28 protein-coding genes are annotated in these 20,778 nt (G+C 39.4%); 18 read left to right on the forward strand and 10 right to left on the reverse strand.

Annotated features, from left to right (window positions below):
• Nucleotides 1-81: 81 nt before the first annotated feature.
• The 6 genes from KO525_RS14310 (at nucleotide 82) to KO525_RS14335 (ending at nucleotide 5,004) form a co-directional block, all read left to right on the forward strand.
• Nucleotides 82-774, forward strand: coding sequence for a tetratricopeptide repeat protein (locus KO525_RS14310; RefSeq protein WP_215964508.1), 693 nt, complete (start codon nucleotides 82-84; stop codon nucleotides 772-774).
• A 159-nt stretch (nucleotides 775-933) separates the two neighbouring features.
• Entirely contained in the window at nucleotides 934-2,085 is a 1,152-nt protein-coding gene (locus KO525_RS14315; RefSeq protein ID WP_215964509.1) for a sensor histidine kinase, read from the forward strand.
• Nucleotides 2,086-2,090: 5 nt separating this feature from the next.
• Nucleotides 2,091-2,693: a DNA-binding response regulator gene (locus KO525_RS14320; protein WP_215964621.1), complete on the forward strand. Its 603-nt coding sequence runs from the start codon at nucleotides 2,091-2,093 to the stop codon at nucleotides 2,691-2,693.
• Between the two features lie 140 nt (nucleotides 2,694-2,833).
• Entirely contained in the window at nucleotides 2,834-3,100 is a 267-nt protein-coding gene (locus tag KO525_RS14325; RefSeq protein ID WP_215964510.1) for a hypothetical protein, read from the forward strand.
• 69 nt (nucleotides 3,101-3,169) lie between these two features.
• Entirely contained in the window at nucleotides 3,170-4,210 is a 1,041-nt protein-coding gene (locus KO525_RS14330; RefSeq protein WP_215964511.1) for a serine hydrolase, read from the forward strand.
• A 92-nt stretch (nucleotides 4,211-4,302) separates the two neighbouring features.
• Nucleotides 4,303-5,004 carry a hypothetical protein gene (locus tag KO525_RS14335; RefSeq protein WP_215964512.1) on the forward strand — a complete coding sequence of 234 codons (702 nt, stop codon included), beginning with the start codon at nucleotides 4,303-4,305 and terminating at the stop codon, nucleotides 5,002-5,004.
• Nucleotides 5,005-5,078: 74 nt separating this feature from the next.
• On the opposite strand, the gene KO525_RS14340 is transcribed toward KO525_RS14335, so the two are convergent.
• Nucleotides 5,079-6,512 (reverse strand): nucleoside hydrolase-like domain-containing protein, encoded by a 1,434-nt coding sequence (locus KO525_RS14340; RefSeq protein WP_215964513.1) that lies wholly within the window; start codon nucleotides 6,510-6,512, stop codon nucleotides 5,079-5,081.
• 178 nt (nucleotides 6,513-6,690) lie between these two features.
• Between KO525_RS14340 and KO525_RS14345 the strand changes: the two genes are divergently transcribed.
• Nucleotides 6,691-7,101, forward strand: coding sequence for a VOC family protein (locus tag KO525_RS14345; protein WP_215964514.1), 411 nt, complete (start codon nucleotides 6,691-6,693; stop codon nucleotides 7,099-7,101).
• A gap of 115 nt (nucleotides 7,102-7,216) precedes the next feature.
• On the opposite strand, the gene KO525_RS14350 is transcribed toward KO525_RS14345, so the two are convergent.
• The gene (locus KO525_RS14350; protein WP_215964515.1) at nucleotides 7,217-8,611 is read right to left on the reverse strand and encodes a M20/M25/M40 family metallo-hydrolase; all 1,395 of its coding nucleotides are present in this window, start codon (nucleotides 8,609-8,611) and stop codon (nucleotides 7,217-7,219) included.
• A gap of 328 nt (nucleotides 8,612-8,939) precedes the next feature.
• Between KO525_RS14350 and KO525_RS14355 the strand changes: the two genes are divergently transcribed.
• Nucleotides 8,940-9,398 (forward strand): hypothetical protein, encoded by a 459-nt coding sequence (locus tag KO525_RS14355; protein ID WP_215964516.1) that lies wholly within the window; start codon nucleotides 8,940-8,942, stop codon nucleotides 9,396-9,398.
• 74 nt (nucleotides 9,399-9,472) lie between these two features.
• On the opposite strand, the gene KO525_RS14360 is transcribed toward KO525_RS14355, so the two are convergent.
• Nucleotides 9,473-10,156 carry a tRNA (adenine(22)-N(1))-methyltransferase TrmK gene (locus KO525_RS14360; RefSeq protein ID WP_252736808.1) on the reverse strand — a complete coding sequence of 228 codons (684 nt, stop codon included), beginning with the start codon at nucleotides 10,154-10,156 and terminating at the stop codon, nucleotides 9,473-9,475.
• A gap of 173 nt (nucleotides 10,157-10,329) precedes the next feature.
• Between KO525_RS14360 and KO525_RS14365 the strand changes: the two genes are divergently transcribed.
• From KO525_RS14365 to KO525_RS14405, 9 genes are all read left to right on the forward strand, one after another.
• On the forward strand, nucleotides 10,330-10,845 hold the full coding sequence (locus tag KO525_RS14365; RefSeq protein ID WP_215964518.1) for a hypothetical protein: 516 nt from the start codon (nucleotides 10,330-10,332) through the stop codon (nucleotides 10,843-10,845).
• Nucleotides 10,846-10,889: 44 nt separating this feature from the next.
• Entirely contained in the window at nucleotides 10,890-11,291 is a 402-nt protein-coding gene (locus KO525_RS14370; RefSeq protein WP_215964519.1) for a hypothetical protein, read from the forward strand.
• Between the two features lie 53 nt (nucleotides 11,292-11,344).
• Entirely contained in the window at nucleotides 11,345-11,776 is a 432-nt protein-coding gene (locus tag KO525_RS14375; protein ID WP_215964520.1) for a GNAT family N-acetyltransferase, read from the forward strand.
• 233 nt (nucleotides 11,777-12,009) lie between these two features.
• A complete protein-coding gene (locus KO525_RS14380) occupies nucleotides 12,010-12,384 on the forward strand; it encodes a DUF1304 domain-containing protein (RefSeq protein WP_252736807.1) in 375 nt (124 codons plus the stop codon).
• 33 nt (nucleotides 12,385-12,417) lie between these two features.
• Complete coding sequence (locus tag KO525_RS14385; RefSeq protein WP_252736806.1) at nucleotides 12,418-12,720, forward strand: putative quinol monooxygenase; 303 nt, start codon at nucleotides 12,418-12,420, stop codon at nucleotides 12,718-12,720.
• A 258-nt stretch (nucleotides 12,721-12,978) separates the two neighbouring features.
• The gene (locus tag KO525_RS14390; protein ID WP_215964521.1) at nucleotides 12,979-13,320 is read left to right on the forward strand and encodes a Fis family transcriptional regulator; all 342 of its coding nucleotides are present in this window, start codon (nucleotides 12,979-12,981) and stop codon (nucleotides 13,318-13,320) included.
• A 293-nt stretch (nucleotides 13,321-13,613) separates the two neighbouring features.
• Entirely contained in the window at nucleotides 13,614-13,955 is a 342-nt protein-coding gene (locus tag KO525_RS14395) for a PBPRA1643 family SWIM/SEC-C metal-binding motif protein (RefSeq protein ID WP_215964522.1), read from the forward strand.
• Between the two features lie 92 nt (nucleotides 13,956-14,047).
• On the forward strand, nucleotides 14,048-14,467 hold the full coding sequence (locus tag KO525_RS14400; protein WP_215964523.1) for a DUF1801 domain-containing protein: 420 nt from the start codon (nucleotides 14,048-14,050) through the stop codon (nucleotides 14,465-14,467).
• Nucleotides 14,468-14,756: 289 nt separating this feature from the next.
• Nucleotides 14,757-15,191, forward strand: a complete 435-nt coding sequence (locus KO525_RS14405; RefSeq protein WP_215964524.1) for a BLUF domain-containing protein — start codon at nucleotides 14,757-14,759, stop codon at nucleotides 15,189-15,191.
• A gap of 26 nt (nucleotides 15,192-15,217) precedes the next feature.
• Here the strand turns inward: KO525_RS14405 and KO525_RS14410 are convergent, their stop codons facing one another.
• Genes KO525_RS14410 through KO525_RS14420 form a run of 3 tightly spaced genes read right to left on the reverse strand, consistent with a single transcriptional unit; the run spans nucleotide 15,218 to nucleotide 17,585 of the window.
• The gene (locus KO525_RS14410; RefSeq protein ID WP_215964525.1) at nucleotides 15,218-15,595 is read right to left on the reverse strand and encodes a DUF1801 domain-containing protein; all 378 of its coding nucleotides are present in this window, start codon (nucleotides 15,593-15,595) and stop codon (nucleotides 15,218-15,220) included.
• Between the two features lie 32 nt (nucleotides 15,596-15,627).
• Nucleotides 15,628-16,164 carry a methylated-DNA--[protein]-cysteine S-methyltransferase gene (locus KO525_RS14415; protein ID WP_215964526.1) on the reverse strand — a complete coding sequence of 179 codons (537 nt, stop codon included), beginning with the start codon at nucleotides 16,162-16,164 and terminating at the stop codon, nucleotides 15,628-15,630.
• Complete coding sequence (locus KO525_RS14420; protein WP_215964527.1) at nucleotides 16,161-17,585, reverse strand: DNA-3-methyladenine glycosylase 2 family protein; 1,425 nt, start codon at nucleotides 17,583-17,585, stop codon at nucleotides 16,161-16,163. Before KO525_RS14420 ends, KO525_RS14415 begins: the two co-directional genes overlap by 4 nt.
• Before the next feature lie 147 nt (nucleotides 17,586-17,732).
• Here KO525_RS14420 and KO525_RS14425 point away from each other — a divergent pair, with 147 nt between their 5' ends.
• Complete coding sequence (locus KO525_RS14425) at nucleotides 17,733-18,647, forward strand: hypothetical protein (RefSeq protein ID WP_215964528.1); 915 nt, start codon at nucleotides 17,733-17,735, stop codon at nucleotides 18,645-18,647.
• A gap of 33 nt (nucleotides 18,648-18,680) precedes the next feature.
• Here the strand turns inward: KO525_RS14425 and KO525_RS14430 are convergent, their stop codons facing one another.
• From KO525_RS14430 to KO525_RS14445, 4 genes are all read right to left on the reverse strand, one after another.
• Nucleotides 18,681-19,022, reverse strand: coding sequence for an MGMT family protein (locus tag KO525_RS14430; RefSeq protein ID WP_215964624.1), 342 nt, complete (start codon nucleotides 19,020-19,022; stop codon nucleotides 18,681-18,683).
• Nucleotides 19,023-19,101: 79 nt separating this feature from the next.
• Nucleotides 19,102-19,302, reverse strand: coding sequence for a hypothetical protein (locus KO525_RS14435; protein ID WP_215964529.1), 201 nt, complete (start codon nucleotides 19,300-19,302; stop codon nucleotides 19,102-19,104).
• Between the two features lie 146 nt (nucleotides 19,303-19,448).
• Nucleotides 19,449-19,778 (reverse strand): DUF413 domain-containing protein, encoded by a 330-nt coding sequence (maoP, locus tag KO525_RS14440; protein WP_215964530.1) that lies wholly within the window; start codon nucleotides 19,776-19,778, stop codon nucleotides 19,449-19,451.
• Nucleotides 19,779-20,345: 567 nt separating this feature from the next.
• The gene (locus KO525_RS14445) at nucleotides 20,346-20,765 is read right to left on the reverse strand and encodes a F0F1 ATP synthase subunit epsilon (protein ID WP_215964531.1); all 420 of its coding nucleotides are present in this window, start codon (nucleotides 20,763-20,765) and stop codon (nucleotides 20,346-20,348) included.
• Nucleotides 20,766-20,778 lie beyond the last annotated feature (13 nt).

Raw genomic sequence — 20,778 nt, forward strand, 5'->3', positions numbered from 1 at the left:
ATCAAATTGGTGACAAACCTCTCTACAATCATTTCATCGAATAACGAATACTTATCCCGTCAAACAAACAGGAGAACTGACATGAACATTAAATCTAAATTACTTACTTTATCAATGACAATCGCAATCTCTGGTAGTGCACTTGCTGGACAAGCTGAAATAGACCGCATCGAGCAAGCAGCAGGTGTATTGGACATTACACAACTCAAAACAATCGCGGCGGATTTATCCGGTTATGACCTTGCTTTAGCATATTATCGAATTGCTTTAAGCGCTAATTTAAAAGGCCAAACTCCCGTTGCTAAAGAGTCTATCGACCAAGCTATGGAATTACTTGAAAAACTAGATGAATCGTCACCAGATAATGTAGAAATCAAAGCCTTACTTGCTCAGGTTTACGGATACAAAATTGCGTTAGACCCAATCAAAGGGATGTATTACGGTCCAAAATCAAATTCAACGCTTTCATCTGCTGAAACCATACAACCAAATAACCCAAGAGTGTTATTAGTTAAGGGGATAAGCAAATTTAATACCCCGGGTGTTTTTGGGGGCAGTACAGAAGCAGCTTACCAAGCATTTGATCAAGCGATAACGGCGTATTCAGAAGACCAATACTCTGATTATCACTGGGGCCAGGCAGAAACGTACACTTGGCGCGGATTGATTTCGATGCAACAAGGTGACGTAGAAAAAGCCAAAAATGATTGGGAACAGGCTCTAACCATTAATCCTGATTATGGCTGGGCGAAAATGTTACTCGCAGCACAATAATCATCATGCAGAAATCGTGAGGGCGACACCACTTCTTGTATCGCCCATCACCTAATATTGGTAATACGCTCAACCAAAATTACCGGCTAATTTCATTTTAACATTGACCATAGTGACCATTGTGGTCGACACTAAGTGTCGGAAAAAATAGGAAAAAAAATGACTCAAAACAGTTCAGAAACAATACTTACGCCAGCAGGCAGCGCTGCCGCTTTTTCGGTAAGTCCGATTGCCGCGACAGGTGCGGCTAAGTGGAGTTATTTTTCACTTGTTTTTTCGGTGTTCTATTTTTTCAATTTAGTCGCCCAATTTGAACACTTTTCCACAAAAGAAGTTGCCATATCGTTTTTCATTTACGCTGTATTTATTGTGTTGTTCTTCCAAGCAACTCGCTTAACCGGTATAGCGGTAATTCGTCCTATCTTGGCTATTATTCTTTTATCTGCTGTTGGCGCGTCTGTGCAGCCTGGAACCAATGCGTTATTTGGCTATGCGGCATTTTTTGCGGGATACTATTTTCAATTCAGAGGTTCATTCACACTTTTACTATGCAACCTTGGATGCCAATTTGCGTCAGCTTATGCCTTTGACTTACTTAGCCCTTATTATTTGGGACCATCGATAGCCGTATCCACAAGTCTGTTTGTATATGGGGTGTTTAGTCAAAAAGAATATTTAAACGCCTGTTTGCAAAATAAAAAGAATCAGCAAATTGAGCAACTTGCGGCCATCGCTGAGCGGGAACGAATTGCCCGTGATATGCACGACTTACTCGGGCATTCACTTTCGTCATTGGCATTAAAGTCCGAACTCGCTGAAAAACTGGCACACAGAGCGCAATTTGACGCAGCAAAAAAAGAAATAACCGAAGTGGCAGAACTTGCGAGGCAAACCCTTACAGAGGTTCGTTATGCCGTAACTGGATTAAAACAGCGAGGGATAAACGGCTCGTTAGAAAAACTCACGAAACAACTACAACATATGAATTTTGAAACCCAAACATTTATTGAAGTCACCACCCTGCCGCCAAAAGTCGAGTCGACCGTGATCATGTTATGCACCGAATGGATCACGAATATATTACGCCACAGTAACGGTGATCGAGTTTCAATTTCAATAACAAATACCTCTGACTCTGTAGAGCTTAATATTGGGGACAACGGAAAAACCTCAACATTAACACCGGGCAATGGCATAGACGGCATGAAATCTAGAGTTGCAGAGCATGGTGGCACCATTGATATCCAGCAAAATGGTGGGGTTAAATTGCGAATTGTTATTCCACTCGGCCTAGAGGAACAAACAATATGAGCCAGGTGGTAAAAGTCTTAGTTGTTGAAGACCAAGCATTGGTGCGCGGCGCAATTTGCAGCTTGTTAGGTTTAGAAGACAACATTGAAGTTGTTGGTCAGGCCGAAAATGGCGCTGTAGCACTGCAAATGTTAGAACAACTTAATGTCGATTATGTGCTCAGTGACATTGAAATGCCGGTAATGTCTGGCCTTGAGCTTGCTGAAGAGATACACGATAAACACCCTAAAATTGGGGTATTAATCATGACAACTTTTTCCAAATCGGGTTATATAAAACGTGCGATGGCGTTAGGTGTTAAAGCATTTATTTTAAAAGAATCACCTACTGAATACTTAGTAAACGCAATTGGTAAAGTCCAAAAAGGACAACGAGTTATCGACCCCGAACTGGCACTTATGGCACTTGACGATAACGATCCGTTAACTGAAAAAGAACGCAAAGCTATCAAATTAGCAGGGGACGGATTAAAAACTGCAGAGATCGCACAGGCGCTATTTTTATCAGAAGGTACGGTGCGCAATTATTTATCAGAAGCCATTTCAAAACTAAATGCCGCAAATAGAGTTGACGCTGCAAGAATTGCAAAACAAAAGGGCTGGATTTAGCCCATTTGAAACCCTTAAACTGGGTTAGACGTTCAATCTGATTATCGTAAAAAAAAGTTGGTTTGTGATCCAAGTCCCGTTAAAGTAGGGCTTAGCTGATTTTATTGGCCCACAGGAATCTATGTAGAAAGGATGGAACCATGATTATAAAAGCGTTACTTATTGTCGCAGCCCTAAAGCTCCACAATCAATTAGATGAACCAATCGCACCTACTTTAGTTTATCTCATCCCTATGTTCATCATTTCCCTGTTTGCAGGTGCATCATTTTTTTGGCTTTTACTCACAAGCATTGTTTTAGGATGTTGTTTGTTCTGCTATTTTTTATTGTTGTCTCGATGGAATAGTGGACTGAACTATTATGGGATCATGGCCCTTGGGATCGCAGTTTTATTGTTTTTGTTTTAAATCACCTCGATCAAATAAAACGGTCAAACAAGAACATTCAAGGCCCCAGTTGGTAAAACAGGAAACATCATGAAGATAACAAGAACGACGTTAATTGTAAGAATTGTATTATTTGTCGGTACCTTTACGTCAATGTTTTTTGTCCCTTGGATTTTAGTCAAAGCTTGGTTGATACCACTACCAAACACTGTTCAAGAGCAAGTCATCGAGGCGATAAACTACGACTTTGATGGCATGGTTGTTTATGTCGATAAAGCGGGGAAGCCACCAGCGTGGTATACCGCAGGGTGGAAAGACCGAAACAATAAAATTCCTGCAGATCCAAACGCCTTATTCAAAATCGCCAGCATCAGCAAATTGTACGTTTCAGTCGCGACGGCAAAACTCGTCAACGCCAACCGCTTGTCACTGGATAAAACCCTGGCTGACTATTTTCCAGAACTGGTTGGCCGAATAGAAAACGCCGACAAAATAACGTTACGATTAATGGTTCAGCATCGCAGCGGCATTCCAAATTATACCGACACACCGGCTTATTGGGATGCACCTCCGGATACCAGCGATGAAAAGCTCGCCCTTGCACTTGATTTACCCGCGACATTTGCCCCAGGTTCGAGTTACGAATATTCAAATACCAACTACTTATTATTGGCAGAACTTATAAAAAAAGTGGTGGGTTACAGCCATCACCAATTTATCAAAGAAGAAATTTTAATACCTCTTGGGCTTACAAATACGTTCAGCTCGTTAAGCGAAGTTGATATTGATGACGTTATGGGGGGTTATTATGTTGGTGTTGAGCAAGATATTAAAGCAAACGACTACGGGTCGATGTTAGCCACGGTAGAAGATGTCGGTATTTTTCTGCGTGCGTTAAATGATGGCTCGGTATTTAAAGAGGGTGAAAAAGAAATCTACTCTTCTATTTATGTCTATGAACATGGCGGGTTAATTCCCGGCTATCAAAGTTTAGCAGAGTATCACAAAGACATTGACACCATAGTTGTCCAAGTGATTAATACCACAGACTTTAATGGCTACGACTGGAATTTGTCGCAAATTTTATACAGCCGTATAGTGAAAATTTTAAGAAACCAGCACGCTAATTAACAAGCGTATAAAAACGAGCTTGCTGTTCGACAAACTTAAAACAACAAAGCGACTTTCGAGTCGTACTTACTGACCATAGTGAAGGATTATCGATGTACCGAATTTTAATTATTTCCTTATCAATATTTATTGGCGCTTGTTCTAGCGTGGCTTCTAAAGACCGGCCTAGCAGTTATTATCAGGGTAATACAAACACAAAAGGCATTGCCAGTGACTCGTTATTAGGTGAAAACGACCAAAAGATCAACGAATTACTTTATTACCAAGTAAAGCTACCAGCCAAAAATAGAATCGCGATTTTGAAATTAAGTCGAGACAATCAGTGGCAATTTTACTCTAACGACTTTACGACCCTTACGACATCTTTAATTGACGGGTTTATTTCTGAGCTACGTTCGTCTGCTCGGGTATATGACGCTTCGTTTTTACCGGCCATGTTAGTTCCTGATAAAAGAACGGTTCCCTCTTTAAGAGAAGCGGCAGCAAGGTTCCAAGCCGACTTACTACTGGCTTATAGAAGCTCATGTAATTCCTATAATAAATATCGATTTATGGACCCGAACGAAACCAAAGCTTATTGCTCTGTAGAAGCCGTATTGCTCGATGTTCGCTCTGGCGTAATTACCAAGTCTGTTGTGAGTACTCAAGATTTTGTTGCAGTAAAACAAAAAGACGATGTTAATTTTTCGGAAACAATAAAAAAAGCGGAATTAGAAGCGGTCGCCAAATCGCTATTAGACGTCGCTAAAGGCGTTAACAACTATTTGTTAACCGTACCAACTATCAACAATTAATTGAAAAAACAAATACCAAGAGGTTGCTCGTTACTGAATATCAGCACAAGTAACCTCTGTTTTTTGTTGCAGGTCTATTTAGGTTCAACTGTGATAACAATCCGTTTATAACTCGACAAAGCTGGCGTGCCCTTATCAGACACTTTTAAAATAATATGTACCGTTTTTGTTTCGGTTACTTCTGGCGCTGTTATGTATATCGCGTGCGCATTATTGGCAGCACCGGTAGAAACCGTTTTTTTATAAGTGCCCGCTTCTGGGTAGTCAAACCAAATAAAGCTCAAGTTATCACCATCTGGATCGTAGGAATCACTGGCATCCAATGCCAAACTTTGTCCAGACTTTACGGTCATACGATCTGAGCTTTTTAATACCGCTATTGGTGCGTGATTCGCTTGTTGATAACTTTGAGTTGTCCAATCCATTCGTGCCGCAAAATCATTTTGCAAATCATCTCGCCAGCGCCATAGCGTTTCTTTATAACCTTCAAAGCTACGCTTACCGGGGATGGTTGCCCGGCCATATTCTCCCGCCACATAAGGGGTAAACGTATCTGTGGCATTGGTCCAAATTGCCCGGGTTTCTGGGGCGATAATCACATCCGATCCCCCTTCCTTAGTTTTTGAAAAGTCTGGGATATAGAGTTCATATCGTCCCCCCCAGCCTCCCCAGTTCGGTTTTTCTGCATGATTTAACCCATTCGGGATTAAAGATAAAAAAGCCGGTGTATCGCCTTCCACGCCCCAAGCCACATCTGGATATCGAGCGCCTAAAGGACCGTGACCTTGCTGAATGTTAGTAGCAAACCACTTATTACTTATTGTGCTGTTATCTATACCGTCGATAACTGAATTAATGCCTGTCCATGTTGCGCTACCATAGTCATCACCTGGGCTCACAATATAAAATAAATTAGGGAAATTGTTTCTGATCCAAATCCCGCTATCGTCTTGGTCAGAAATGGTATAAACCCTAATTTTAGCAATCAGCGCCTTGGCTTCATGAGCGGGTTTGGTTTTGCGTATTTTATACAACGCCTGAGCAAGGGTATTTACGCCTCCCCAGGTTGATATCCATAGCGGACGTTTATCATTTTTTTCAAGCTCCGCAATGATCAAATCTGAACCTTGAGAATCATGACCATCTCCAACCCCCTTCATACCGTAAAGAGGCAAACCAGATTTAACCAGTTGCAAAAGTGCTTTGCCACTTGGGTAACCCGATTGATGATTTACTAAATTAGGCTGAACTTCACTATAAGCATTAATCACCTTAACAATCGACTCCGGTTCAACCGAGTTTTTGTGCCAAACAGACGTTGTTGCGACAATCCCTTTAATGTCGATTTCATTGGCGTACAAAAACAGCCGGACTAATGACTGCGTATCGTCAGGATCTGCTTCTATGTCTGTTAAAATGATCACTCTATGTTTTTCATAATCTTGAGCGTAACCAAGATTAAGTGTCACGGTTAAACATATCATTATTAAAAGGAATAAATATCTCATCGATTAAACCCACAGCCAATTACAATGGGGATAAATTAAACCTCCTATGCACTATTGGTCTATTACGGTTTTTTATTTATTACGTATTATTACTTTTATATTTATTTAATTTGGTAAAATTGCTAAATCAATTTAGCCGTCAAACAAACATTCAACCCTGTTAGTAATTAAGGATTTCATGTCAAAGTCAGTGCAACATATTGGGGCAATATCTCTGGTCGTAGAAAACTACGATGAAGCAATTGAGTTTTATACGTCAAAACTGCAATTTACGTTAGTCGCCGACACCGACTTAGGCGATGGCAAACGCTGGGTTTTGGTATCCCCGCCAAACTCAAATGGCACTAACTTACTGTTAGCGGAAGCGAGCAGTGAGGCGCAAAATAAAGCGGTTGGTAATCAAACTGGGGGGAGGGTATTTCTGTTCCTACAAACCAATAACTTTTGGTACGACTACGAATTGATGAAAGCAAATGGCGTGGTATTTGACGAAGAACCCCGTGTTGAAGAGTATGGTACGGTAGTTGTTTTTCAAGACTTGTACGGCAACAAATGGGACTTGTTACAACTGGTTATTCCAACACTCTGACACAGTTAAGTAGTTAGCAACATGGATTTTACATACCCGTTTAGTCGCCACCTTGTTTAAGTCCTGTATCAAATGTTTTAATTAATACTTAAACAAGGCGACAGAAAATGCTTAATTATTTACCCGTTAGCGCTTTGAGTATAATTGTCCAATGATCTAAACCACCGTAAAATGCTTTAATCGGTAAACGCTCATTTAATCCGTGTGCGAACATGTCATCTGGATTCATAAACGCGCTAGATATCGCCCAAGTTGGGATCCCAGCTTTACGAAAATGCATGCCGTCGGTGCCACCAGACTCCATATAAACAACTATATCTACTTTTGGATAGCGACTATGAACTGCCTTACTAATCGCCGCCATCACATCTGCTCTTGGTTCTGAAATTGGGCTTTCAACTGGTGAGCCAGTCACGACAAACTCAACTGCGTCATTGTTAATCGCTTGTTTGAGTTGCTTTTGCACCTGCGCCACCGTTGTCCCAGGGAATATCCGGCAGTTTACGGTAACCATTGCTGATTGAGGCAGGGCATTTTCTGCATGTCCCGCTTTTAACATCGTAGGCACACATGTGGTACGGGTAGAACCGACATAAGACGGTTCGATTTCCAACCGGTCTGATGCCGCTTTATTATTGGGGTTATTGGCAAATTGCATCATTGCTTGACCCAACTCTCCCCCTAGCTTTTGTCCTGATATCCGAAAAAAATCACGGGTCATTTCACTATATTGAACAGGAAAATGGTATCCCTGAATTTTAGTAATCGCATCTGCGAGATCATAAATCGCATTATCCATTTTAGGTCGCGAGCTATGGCCACCAGCATTACGAATAGTAAGTTCGAACGTGGCGTAGGTTTTTTCTGCGGCTTGAACCAAATAGGCAACAGGCTTTCCGTCTGCACTCAAGTCTCCACCTCCGGCGTCCGAGTTAAGCGCAAACTCAGCTTCTGCCAGTTCTGGCATGTCGTTCGCTAACATTTGGGTAGTTGTCATGCCGGTTTCTTCGTCACCAGAAAAGGCAATTATCAAGTCACGATTTGGTATAAAACCTTCATTTTTTAGCCGAATAAAGGTCGCTGATAACATAGTAATACCGTATTTGTTATCAATGGTACCGCGACCATAAAAATAGTTATCATCTTGGGTTAATTTAAACGGTGGGCGCTCCCAGTCTTTAGCTAATGCTTCAACAACGTCCATGTGCCCAATAAGTAAGATGGGCTTTTTACCCGAAGAACCATCGCCTCTGTAACGTACAATTAACGAAGCTGTTTCCCCCTTGGGAATAATTTGAATGTCTTTTGCTGCAAAGCCTGCTGCAGTAAATTCACTTGCCAAATATTTAGCCATTTTAGGAACATTACCGCGACCCGCTACGGTTGGGATTTCTATTATCGTTTGATATATTTCCAGGGCTTTTTTAGCATGGTTTGAATCCGCATTAGGGACACTCAAAACCGAAAACGTAGCGCTAAGTAGCACAAAAATGCCTAACAATTTTTTCATAATTAACTTATACATATCCTAAATGAACAACTAGCATATACCCGTTTATACAAAAACGATAGCGTGTCGTTTTTCACATACATAACCATTGTAAAACTCGAATCATTGCACTTATTGTTTCGGGGTTATCTATCGGGCTTGGTTGGCACGGCCATTTTGTATGTCTAAAAGGGAACGCCAACAAGCGGTGATCCAATAACAATTGTCAGGTGTGTGACAAACTCTTTGGATTATTGCCTTCGCTTCGCTAAAGTAGAACCAATTTTTACGTGTAATAAAAATATAGCGTGACCTGTTTTGGACTAAATCGGCATAAGGAACAATAATTGTGATAATTGATTGGGGTGTTGTCAGCTCTGCGGCTACCGCTGTGGGTTCGTTGGTTACGGCGCTTGGCGTTGGTTTTGGTGCGTGGCAAATTAAAGTCGGTAAAGAGCAAGCGCAAGCGACATTCGAAGATAGTTTAGATCAACAGTACCGCTCGTTATCAATGGAACTGCCAGTAAGTGTGCTAATTGGTGAACCGGTTGAAGAAAGTGATAGAAACCAGGTACGTGAGCTCATTTATAATTACCTTGATTTGAGCAACGAACAAGTCTATTTAAGGGCCAAAGGGCGTATTTCTAAACATACATGGACCTCTTGGTCTCAGGGAATAAAATTACATTTAGCGAAACCATCATTTGCCGAAGTGTACTCAGAAATAAAAGATAAATGTGACTTTACCTACTTAAATCGACTCGTAGCATCGGATTTTCAATCTGATCCAAAAAGTTGGTATCGCTAAGTCAGAAATGTCAATAAACCTATGATTCTTAAGTTATCTATTCCTCGACTTAAGGTGGGTTTTAAATGCTGTTTCTATTTAAGGTTAATCTGGTTATACGCATCTATGATGTGCTGTGCCTTGTTGTTCCCCTTTTGAATACGCTGATAATGGCTAAGCGTTTTATGTAGATACCTTTGGGCAACCTTCTCTTGTTCTGCGGACTCCCCCTGCCAAATACTATCGCCGACAGGACTGATATCATGCTGGATATCGCTTGCGAGAGAAACATGGAGGATTTCATAAAAGCGTTTATTGTCTTCGACTAAAACTTCATCGTTTAAACTGAAACCAAGCTCGATTAATTTCTGACGTAAAGAAAATTGATGATGTACGGGACACAATAAAAAGTCGAGTTTCAGGTTTTTATGTTCTTGCTGTTTTTTGTGCAGCGCTTCAATAAATTCAATCATTAAATCGCCACCCACACCTGCGATAATGACTAACTGTTGACCGTTAAAATCCCCTATAGGCAACTTTGCAACATCCAAGCAATGTGTTTTCCACAATGCGCTTTGAAGTGGGTAATGACGTTGTAGTTTAGTTTCTACCTCAGTCATTAGCGTCGGCACTATATCGACAAAATGTATTGTCGAACCCAAATTACGATCTAATAAAGCGGCACCTAAATAGCCATGATCGCAGCAACAGTCCCAAATATGAGCATATCTAGAAGACACCATCTGTTCTATTTGCTTTAATCTTTTACTGAGTTTCAAAAAATGGTCCATTTAGCTATTCGACTGCCCGCATTGTATAGGGGATTGGGCAACGCCGACAAGTAACCATCAGGAACTCGACTTAGTATTAAACTTGTCGTTTTAACTAAAATTGCCAATAATGGCAAAAGCTTTAAGATAATGAATGATATACCGACCTAGGAATCGTAAACATGGACCAACAAAAGTGGTATAAAAACCCTGAGATGATAGTGGCATTATCGGCGCTTCTAATTGGCCTAGTAACCGCTTTCACATCTATTTATTCTGCTTATATTGACCGGGAATATTCTAGAGCCTCTGTATGGCCAAGATTGGAGATATTCAGAAGTCACAATCATGATTCCTTCAGTTACACGATAAAAAATAATGGCACTGGACCCGCGTTAATACATGATGCCAAAGTATTAAACGGCACCACATATATAAAATACTGGCAAGAAATCCCACAATTTAAAAGCTTTGTGCAGTCGCATATAAGCAACCGTACCTTATCACCTCAAAATACAATAAGTCCGCTTGTGTACAATGGCGAACATGCAAAAGAATTTAAAATGGCCGATGAGTCAATTCAAATTGAGCTTTGTTATTGTTCAATCTATGACGAGTGCTGGGTAGTTGACAGAAATAATCAACCAACGCCAATTGAATACTGCGAAGTAAACGAAGCGCAAAAGTTTCTGCAATAACACAATGTGAGTTCACGATTTACAAACAAAAGGATGCGTTAACCGTGACATTCCCCATTATTTCAACCTATATATTTGGCATTTTTATTGCCGTCGTTGTGCTTTTCCAGTTTGCATTAATATTTGGTGCCCCGTGGGGAGAAATGGCGATGGGTGGAAAATTTCCAGGACGTTTACCTGTTAAAATACGCATCGCAGCGGTGATGCAAATCATACTGCTTTTATTAATGGCTGAAGTTGTATTCTCTCATTCGGGACTAGTTAACGATGTAAACTTTGGTTTTTTTCATATGGTCTTTCCAGACTATGCTATTTGGGTGGTCGTCGCTTTATGTTTATTAAGTTGTGTTGCAAATACCATTACCCCGAGTAAAAAAGAACGAGCATTATGGGCCCCGGTTTCGACCATTTTACTAATTTGTGTTTTAGTCGTTGCTCTCAAATAGGCAAACAACTAGGTAAACAACTACCGTTATCAAGCACCGCAAGGAGAACTAAAATGGTTACCGGTTACTGGGTAAGTAATAACTTAAAGGATATGGATCTCAATGCCATTCATGGTTATATATCTCAATCTTATTGGGCGAAAGGCATTCCGATTGAAACGATGGAAAAAGCGATTAACAACTCTGTGTGTTTTGGTATTTTTACCGATTCAGGTGAGCAAATCGCCTTCGCTAGAATGATAACAGACCGTGCAACGTTCGCGTATTTAGCCGACGTTTTTGTATTAGAGCATCACCGAGGCATTGGTCTAAGTAAATGGCTAATGGAAGAAGTGGTTAAACACCCTGAGTTACAAGGATTACGTCGAATAGCGTTAGCAACTCGAGACGCCCACGAGTTATATAAACAGTTTGGTTTTACCGAATTACATTCGCCACAATCGTTTATGGAATTACACCAACCAGACGTTTACAAAAAGACATGACGTTAAACGTTTAATTATTTTAACATCTCATATCCGGCAATTTACCATTGTTAAATGCAACCTTTTACGACACAGATACCTTGTATTCTTTATTGCCAATCATCCAAAAGTTAGGCATGTTAGCGTGTCTTATTTGGTTTTTGGCTATATATTATTGCCATATTGAAAACCCTCAAACAACTTCCCCTTCGTCTTAAGGGTTATCGCTTAATCACAAAAAGTAGGAAATAATTTTGGATATTGCTGCAAACATACTCGTGCTGTTCATGGCCGTGCTTCATATTTACATATTAGTTATCGAAATGTGGTTTTGGGATAAACCACCGGGGCTAAGAGCATTTGGATTTAAAAAAGATTTTGCAACCGCCACTAAGGTATTAGCTGCCAATCAAGGTTTGTACAATGGCTTTTTAGCGGCAGGGTTAATATGGGGCTTAGTGCATCAAGATCCGTTTTTTGGCCTGCAAATTCAATTGTTTTTCTTATCCTGTATTTTTGTCGCCGGTATTTTTGGCGCAATAACATCGTCAAGAAAGATCCTCTTTGTGCAAAGTGTACCTTCGTTAATTACGATAATATTTGTACTGTTTAATTATTTAGGACTTTAATTTTACTTAATATTAGAAAAAAACAAGGCCAACATGGCCTTTTCAAGTGATGATGAAATGCTTAAAAAAGTGATATTGCAGGGCTATATAATAATTCCAGACGCAGATTTAAAGGAAGTGAATTCAGAATTGGATTTGCACATAAAATTAACACTCGGCGAACCTGGGTGCTTAATATTTGAAGTAATACATGATCAACAAAACCCGAACAAACTGCATGTCTACGAGGAATTTGTTGACGAACATGCATTTGAATATCATCAAAATCGAGTAAAATCTTCGAAATGGGGCAAAGTTACCACACGGGTTGAGCGACATTATAAGATTACTCACTGACTTCAAGATTAAAAATGGGCGACACCCAATATAGTAATAAGACGCACCGATTGTGAAATATAATTGCAGTACATAAACAAGTATTAGAAAGAAAATTGGAATGCCCAGTACAAGAGAAATTTAAATTTTCAAACTGGACTTTGTAATTCAAAAAATTACCCAGTTACTTAAAATGAATTTAAAGAACTGGTGTTTAGAATTTTAATTCACAACCTTCAACTCATGTTCGAACCACCCAAATAACAAGTAGATCCATCTATGCGAAAGACAGACAAAAAATTAGACAAACAAATTACGCTGGTGCTGAATGACATATGTGAAACAAAGTTAAAAGATTATTCAGGTTTTAAATGGGTTACACATTTAGCCAATTTTTCTAATTTTCCAAATAGCCTAAAAATTGCCATCGTATTTGATACTAACCAAAGTTTAACGCTGTTTAGAACAACAAATAACGACTCGAAAATCATTTCATTAATACAAGACAAACTGTCAAAAAACGGCATTGCGATCAAAGACCCTATTAAAAAAATTATTTTTGATACCGAAGAAAATTGCGAGCAACAGCATGGTGGAAATTGGCAACTTAGATTGAGTTAAATCGCTGTGCAGCGGTAATATGGAAGCCGTTTTGCTCAAAGCCCAAGGCGAGTTTGTTGCCGAAATTGTTTTAGTTTATATCAATGACCGTTATATGGTTGATCACGCAATGGTTTTTTAAGACTCGTTGCAGTTAAAACAAACTAAAAACAGATTCATGGCGATTTATCACACAACGATAAGTAATCAACTGGGCTGTATGATAAACTGCGCGCGTTTTTAGTACCGACCAAATATGCCCCACCATCAAAAATGGTTGCCGTTTTTTAATTTCAAACAGTTTAGGTTACAACATGTCAGATAAGTTCTTTTTTAAAGGCCGCCAAGATGCTCGCCAAAAACACATAAAATACGGTTACGAAGGTAAACTATATAACAAGCCTGGTAGCAAAAAATTACCTCTGCAATTAATCGTCACCTCAGAGACGCGTAAAGCCGAAGTAACTAAACTTGCTACAGAAGCCCAAATGTATGTTGATATCACGGTAGATTTAAGTGAGGGCGCTGTAGAATCCATCGCTGAGCTAACAACGCTATTAAATAAAGCTGAAACAGTTAAAGTAGATAAACTACCCGGTCGCAATGACCCTTGCGTATGTGGCAGTGGGCAAAAATATAAAAAATGTTGTGGTTAATTCGCTTCTGAATTCATTCCGTATTATTTTATATAACACAAAACAGTATGTTGCGACCTTCTGCGCAGCTAAATTAAAAAGACTGATTACCAATGGAATTAAGTGTTCAGAAAAAGTTTGAAACCTATCCCGACGATATTGCCGCCGCATTATTACGGATAAGAACACTTATTTACCAAGTAGCAGAGCAAGACGGTATTGATAAGTTGGAAGAAACCTTAAAATGGGGCGAACCCAGCTATATATCGCCAATTGGAAGTACAATCAGGTTCGATTGGAAAGCCAAACATCCCGACGAATATTGCCTATACTTCAACTGCAAAACAACCTTAATTGAAACCTTTAAAGAAATCTACGGTGAGACTTTTGTATACCAAGGTAACCGAGCTCTTGTGTTTAAAATAATCCAAATTGATATTGACGCAATTACCGACAATCCGGCTCTTGCACATTGTCTATCTATGGCATTGCGGTACAAAAAGATTAAACACCTCAAATTGCTAGGTGCATAATTATACGGTCTTATTTAATGATTTAATTTGGTTAAAAATTACCGCGCTAGAACATTTCCTTATTTCTGTTCTACACTGTAGGTTACCTGTTTTATTTTGAGTCGCACTGTTTGGCGACTTTTAGGCCATAAGCCGCCCATGGATTGAAATTAATACGGTCATAAATATTTTATATGTCTAATAAAACAGTAATGATTAGCCAATGTTCAAACATCGGTTAACTTAATGAGTAGACAATTAGAATGTGTGTGAAAAAAGAATAATTAAATAACCAAGATATCATAACACAATGAAAAATAACGAAAACTTACGTGTAATAGTTTACGTTTCTGAGCTTACATCAGACGTGGCTATTATTGATAAAACGTTAAAGGATATTATTACTAGTGCAAATCGTTTTAACGAAGAACACAAAATTTACGGTGCACTTTTTTATCATAATCAGCGCTTTTTACAGCTAATTGAAGGTGAGCACGACAAGTTATCATTACTTATGGATAAGTTGTATGCCGACACAAGACATACCAATTTAAAAGTAGTTGTTGATGCCCCCATTGGGGTTCGGACCTATGAAGATTGGACACTGGATTTATTTAATCTAAATGAAAATCAAAAGATAGACTTTGATCATATAATTACCATCAAAAAAATGTTTGATGCCCAATGTAAAATGGATGGTTGGTTGTTTGTACAAACCATAAAAGACTACATCAATTTAGCGTAATTTTGGCTTATTCAAGTTACCCGCAACTAACATGACAAATCAATTCCAGATCGGCCCATCGTCACCATTTTTGTTAAAAACGACGTAAAGTTTTCATTTGTTATTGATTTGGTTTTACTCAAACGGATACAACCTTTTCCAAAATTATACCCCTCTAATAATTGACCTGTGGGATCCACTTTTGAAATATTTCCAACATATAGACTAACCGTATTTTTCTGGGCATTTAAATGACACATTACAATGTCATTAATTTTAAAACACAGCATTTTGTAGTTAATAGAAAGTTCTGTTTCTGGGGCCATTTCGAGTATTTTCTGTTGCAGTAATAACAACTTTTCTTTTCGCCAGTCATCTTCTAATGCAGCAACATAGTGTTCAGGTGTATTTACGTCATATTGCATACAAACTCCTTAATTGAAAAACGTTGTGTCGGTTATAGCAGTGGGATCTGCTGTTGTTCAAATATTAATAACCATTGTTTTTTATCTAATCCACCAGCATAACCAGTAAGTGTGCCATTAGCCCCAATTACTCGATGGCAGGGCACAACAACCGCTAACGGATTTTTACCATTTGCAGCCCCAACCGCCCTTACAGCCTTAGGGTTATTTAAAACTTTAGCCAGATCCCCATAGGAACAGGTTTCGCCATAGGGGATTTGAGTAAGGCCCTGCCAAACTTGACGTTGAAACTCAGTACCAAAGTCACTTAAATGACAAAGTAAGTCATTAAACTCGGTTCTACGGTGAGCAAAGTACTCAGTTAATTGAGTGAAGGCTAAATCTAATAATGGGTGTTCATCGGAATTTTCGACATCAACCAAATCAGACTCTTTTACAAAGACAATCGACTTATAAACAGCGGGTTTAGCGGTGAAATTAACAACTCTAATTTCTAGTGGCCCCAGTGGTGTGGTCAGCCAGCGTGTTAATTGCGTGCCTTGCTCTTTATTATACGGATCTATTTTCATAACATTCCCCACATAGTAAATGTCATATATGAACGCCAAGGCTTTGCATGCTCGACATTAATGCTTGGGAAAATATCCAATGCCTTTTTAATACCTAAATCGGTATCAAGCCAGATGTCCGGGTGACCCTCACCGCGTAATTTTGCATACTCAACAGTCCAAGGTCCAATGCCTTTTAATGCTAACCATTGATCAATATCATTTTCAGCACCTGTTCCTTTTGTTGCAACAAAATGGTTAGCCAGATTTAAAATGGTCTGTTTTCGAGCACCAGGGATCTTTAAAAAGGCCAAGTCAGATTTAGCGACTTGCTCAGGGGTTGGAAACCAGATCCGTTCATGGGGTTTATCACCATTGTTTATGTGATTAGCGGGCAACGCCACCCACTTTCTGTCACCTAACTGCTCTACTAACGTATTCAATAGATTTGTCGCTGCTTTTACCGAAACTTGTTGGCCAAAAATAGCTCGGATCCCCGCCTCAAATGCATCCCAACATTTAGGAATGCGTAACCCCGAAATAATATGATGATCGGGTAAACCCGCACTGCGCAGTGACTGTTCGATGAGCGCGACGTTGGCATCTAAGTCAAAAATTTCACGAATACGCTGACTGACTTGATAAAGGTATTTCGGGTTATCAAGTTCAATACTAACGTTAAATCCATGTTTATCTGGCCGATGCACCGCATTAAACCAACCTTTAACATACTGACCATCAGGCTGTTGCCAAGTGAATGTTCTACCGTAGGAACTTTGCCCAAGTGTTTCAGCCGTATTGATCTGCCTATATTCGCAAAAACTTCGCCAATGCTGCCAGTTAAATGGTGGCTGGTAATTGAGCTGCAGACGAATAGGCACGTCTGCGGTGTGAAGTTTTTTGATCTCCGTTGGTGTTTTAGTCGTGATCCGCTTAAATGCGTCGTTAAATCGCCTAACATTATTAAAACCACAGGAAAAGGCTACATCTTGTATAGGCAAATGAGTTTGATGTAATAATGCTTTCGCAAACAAAATTTGCTGATGTTGAATATAAGCTTTTGGTGAAACCCCTAATTGTTGCTCGAACAGCTTTCGTAAATATCGATCAGTAATGCCTAGACGCTCAGCAAGAGTAGTCAAATTTAAATCGTGAAAACCTTCGTTGTGAATAATATTTAGCGCTCGTTTAACCGTTGTTGCTGTGCCGAACCAGGCAGGAGAAAAGGGCGCAGACTCAGGACGACACCGTAAACATGGTCGATATCCTGAAACTAAAGCCTCAGAAGCTGTTTCGAAATATTCAACGTTTTCTTCTTTAGGGGGCGTGGCTGGACAAACCGGACGACAAAAGATCCCAGTCGTCTTCACTGCGGTAAAAAATACACCGTCAAATCGGGCGTCTCGAGAAAGTCGAGCTTGTTGATAGTCTATTTGAACCATAATTTATTCTTCATCTTTAGCAATTAAACAAAAGTCTAACGTAAATCGGCAATAAAACTAGATGAATTCGGAACAGAATGTTAACAAACTTGATATGGCTTTTTTCTTTCCATATCGCGTGTTTTTGAGTTTTTGGGTTATATTATAGTGACTCAATTTACAAATTACGGGTTAACCTTGTTAAAAACTTATAAACGGCTCTTGTTCTTTATTGCCATATCCGCCAGCCCTCTGGCATACAGTACAATAATTAAAGTACCAGCTCCTCGTTCGGTTTTTGATATTTCCCATGATTATCACGTTAAATTAATCAACCTTGCGTTAAACCAAGTCAGCGGAAGTGACTACCAAGTTCGCACCCTTAATCAAGTTAGTTTGTCCCAGGGCCGCGCAGAAGCTGAACTTAAAAAAGGTAAAACAATTAATTTGTATTGGTTTGGCGCAAGTAAAGAGCTAGATCACACATTGCGCGCAATCCCAGTCCCTACAACAAGAGGACTCATTGGTTTTCGTAAATTCATTATTCGGAAAGAGTCACTTCCTTCTTTTAATAAGATAACAAACGCCAAAGCACTCCGAAAAATGATTGCTTGTCAGGGCGAACACTGGCCTGATACCAAAATACTGCAAGATGCAGGTTTACCTGTCACAACTTCAGTGCAGTATGAAAGCTTATTTAAAATGGTAAAATTTAAACGTTGTGATTATTTTCCGCGCGGGTATCACGATGCAGAAAATGAGTTAGTTATGCGTAAACGTACCTACCCAGACTTAGTCAGCTATCCAAATATATTATTGCATTACCCATTTGCGGTTTATTTTTATACTAATAAAGAGAACGAGCAGCTAGGTAAAGATTTAGAAGAAGGTATGCATAAACTTGCACAACTTGGTGAAATAGAAGCCCTAATGAAACGCCATGAGTTAACAAAATCGGTTTATCCGCTTAAAAATGAAAGCAAAACCGTGCATATATCCATACCCAACAATTACATTACACCTAATCCACTGATCAAAGACGGGCGTTATTTCATCCAACCACAAGATTTCAAAATTGATTAAACTTGATTAAACTTGATTAAACTTGATTAAACATTAATTTGTTAATTCGAAAAGCAGTTGTTCAAGACTTGGATGCCACTGATATTGTTTTAAGGATACTGTTCGGCCCTTAAGAAAGATGCCTTCGTCCATCAATAACGCTTTTTGTCGTTGAAAGTCTTCACTACCAAGCGTAAAAGCCAATTGACCCGACGAGCGGAGTACTCGATACCAAGGCACGGGTTTATTATTGTGACCTTCTTTAGGAATAAATTGCATTGATTTACCAACTAACCGAGCTCTGCCCGGCAAACCGGCTAGGTCGGCGATTTGACCGTAACTTGCAACTTTCCCCACAGGGATTAGCTGAACTACAGACCATATTTTTTGGTACATTTGTAAGCTACTCACAAATAACAACACTTACGTTCCATATGGAACAATGACTTACGCCCATTCACTATGCAAGAACACGCTATAGCGTTTTGTAATATTCATAACGAGATATAAGGTGCTCTTGAACGCCTACGTCAGTGTAATTTTGATGAATATATTTAAATATTTCAGGTTTACTCATTAGGCCACGCTTTTCTTTATAAGCCCAATAAGACGTCATTAAATCGTACTGAATTTCTTCTTGTTCTTGCTTAGTTCTCACTGCGATATTATGAACCATGACCATCACTCAAAATTAATTTTGGTTATTCTAACCTGAACGATAACAAATTCTAGTTTTATCCCATATTCAGAATAAGTTTTGCCTTTCCGACGAGCCATATTAATTTGAGCACTAAATTTATGCTCGCCATTATCAATTGTTTATTAAGTATTTATGGCGATTTGGCCATTTCCACAATGTGCTGACATAAAAAATCGTTTAGCTCTTCTATGTTCTATAGCTAACTGATATTTTCGCCATACTTTTACGCTTAATTGCGTGCTAGTTGCGCCATTAACGATTGCATCTACGAATTCTCTTTCTTCATCTAAGATAGGTTCAATGGCACATTCAGCTAACGCCTTTAAAAGTTGGCCATTTTGGGTAAGGAATTCTGCTTCTAAGACGGTAAAAAGTCCACAACGTCTAAACCCTTCAGGGAAATTAAGATCGTCATAGAATCGCGTTCGCTGTTTTCTAATATCATTTATCATGGGTTACCCTTAACTATTTACGAACAATAAAATGCAAAGTGTTAATCAGTTTGGCAATTTATAAGCTGAAAATAAGACAACGCCATGACAGAAAAGTGTCTTTTTTTAGAACATCTACGATATTGAAAAGATACGAGTTGAATAATCTAAAACCAACATGTTTTTACAAAAATACCGTCCTTAGCAAAAGGGCTGCTTTTAACCAAATAGCTAAATAAGTAACCATAAAACTGAAATTACAGGCGTTTATGCCGTAACGGTTGGTTCTACTAGTGTAATTGGACCATTAACCGCAGGTGTTATGTGTAATATGGCACGCAACAAGCCGTTTTAAGCGTAAATATAAGATAATGAGCTGTGGTGTATTACCCGCCGAAACATCGCCCTTTGTGGGGCATTAGGGGCCTTTATCTACAAATGAGGGATCGACGGAATAGTGCAATTAATTATGGAAGTAAAGTTGGTAGGCTAGTCAAACACCTAAAAACAAAAAACCCAGCCTAAGCTGGGTTTTAACTTTCAATCTAAACACGAAGTGTAAATCAAAATAAATTCTAGGAAGCTAATTTAGCCTTTACGAATTTGTTGGATAACACGTAATTGTGCAATAGCTTGAGCAAGCTCAGCTGCTGCTTCAGCATATTCAAAGTCAGCGCCTGGATTTGCAATAGCTTCTTCAGCAGATTTTTGTGCTGCTAAAGCTTCTGCTTCATCTAGGTCTTCTGCTCTAAGAGCTGTGTCAGCCAACACGGAAACGCTACCAGGTTGTACTTCTAAAATACCACCGGCAACGTAGAAAAACTCTTCTACTCCGTGTTGCTTAACTACGCGTACCATGCCAGGTTTAATGGCAGTAAGTAAAGGCGCGTGACCTGGATAAATACCCAAATCACCTTCACTACCTGTTACTTGTAATGTTTCAACAAGACCAGAGAATAATCTCTTTTCCGCGCTTACTACATCCAAGTGGACAGTCATTGCAGCCATTGTACGCTCCGTA

The sequence above is a fragment of the Psychrosphaera sp. B3R10 genome, assembly GCF_018861025.1.
GTDB classification, from domain to species: Bacteria; Pseudomonadota; Gammaproteobacteria; order Enterobacterales; family Alteromonadaceae; genus Psychrosphaera; species Psychrosphaera algicola.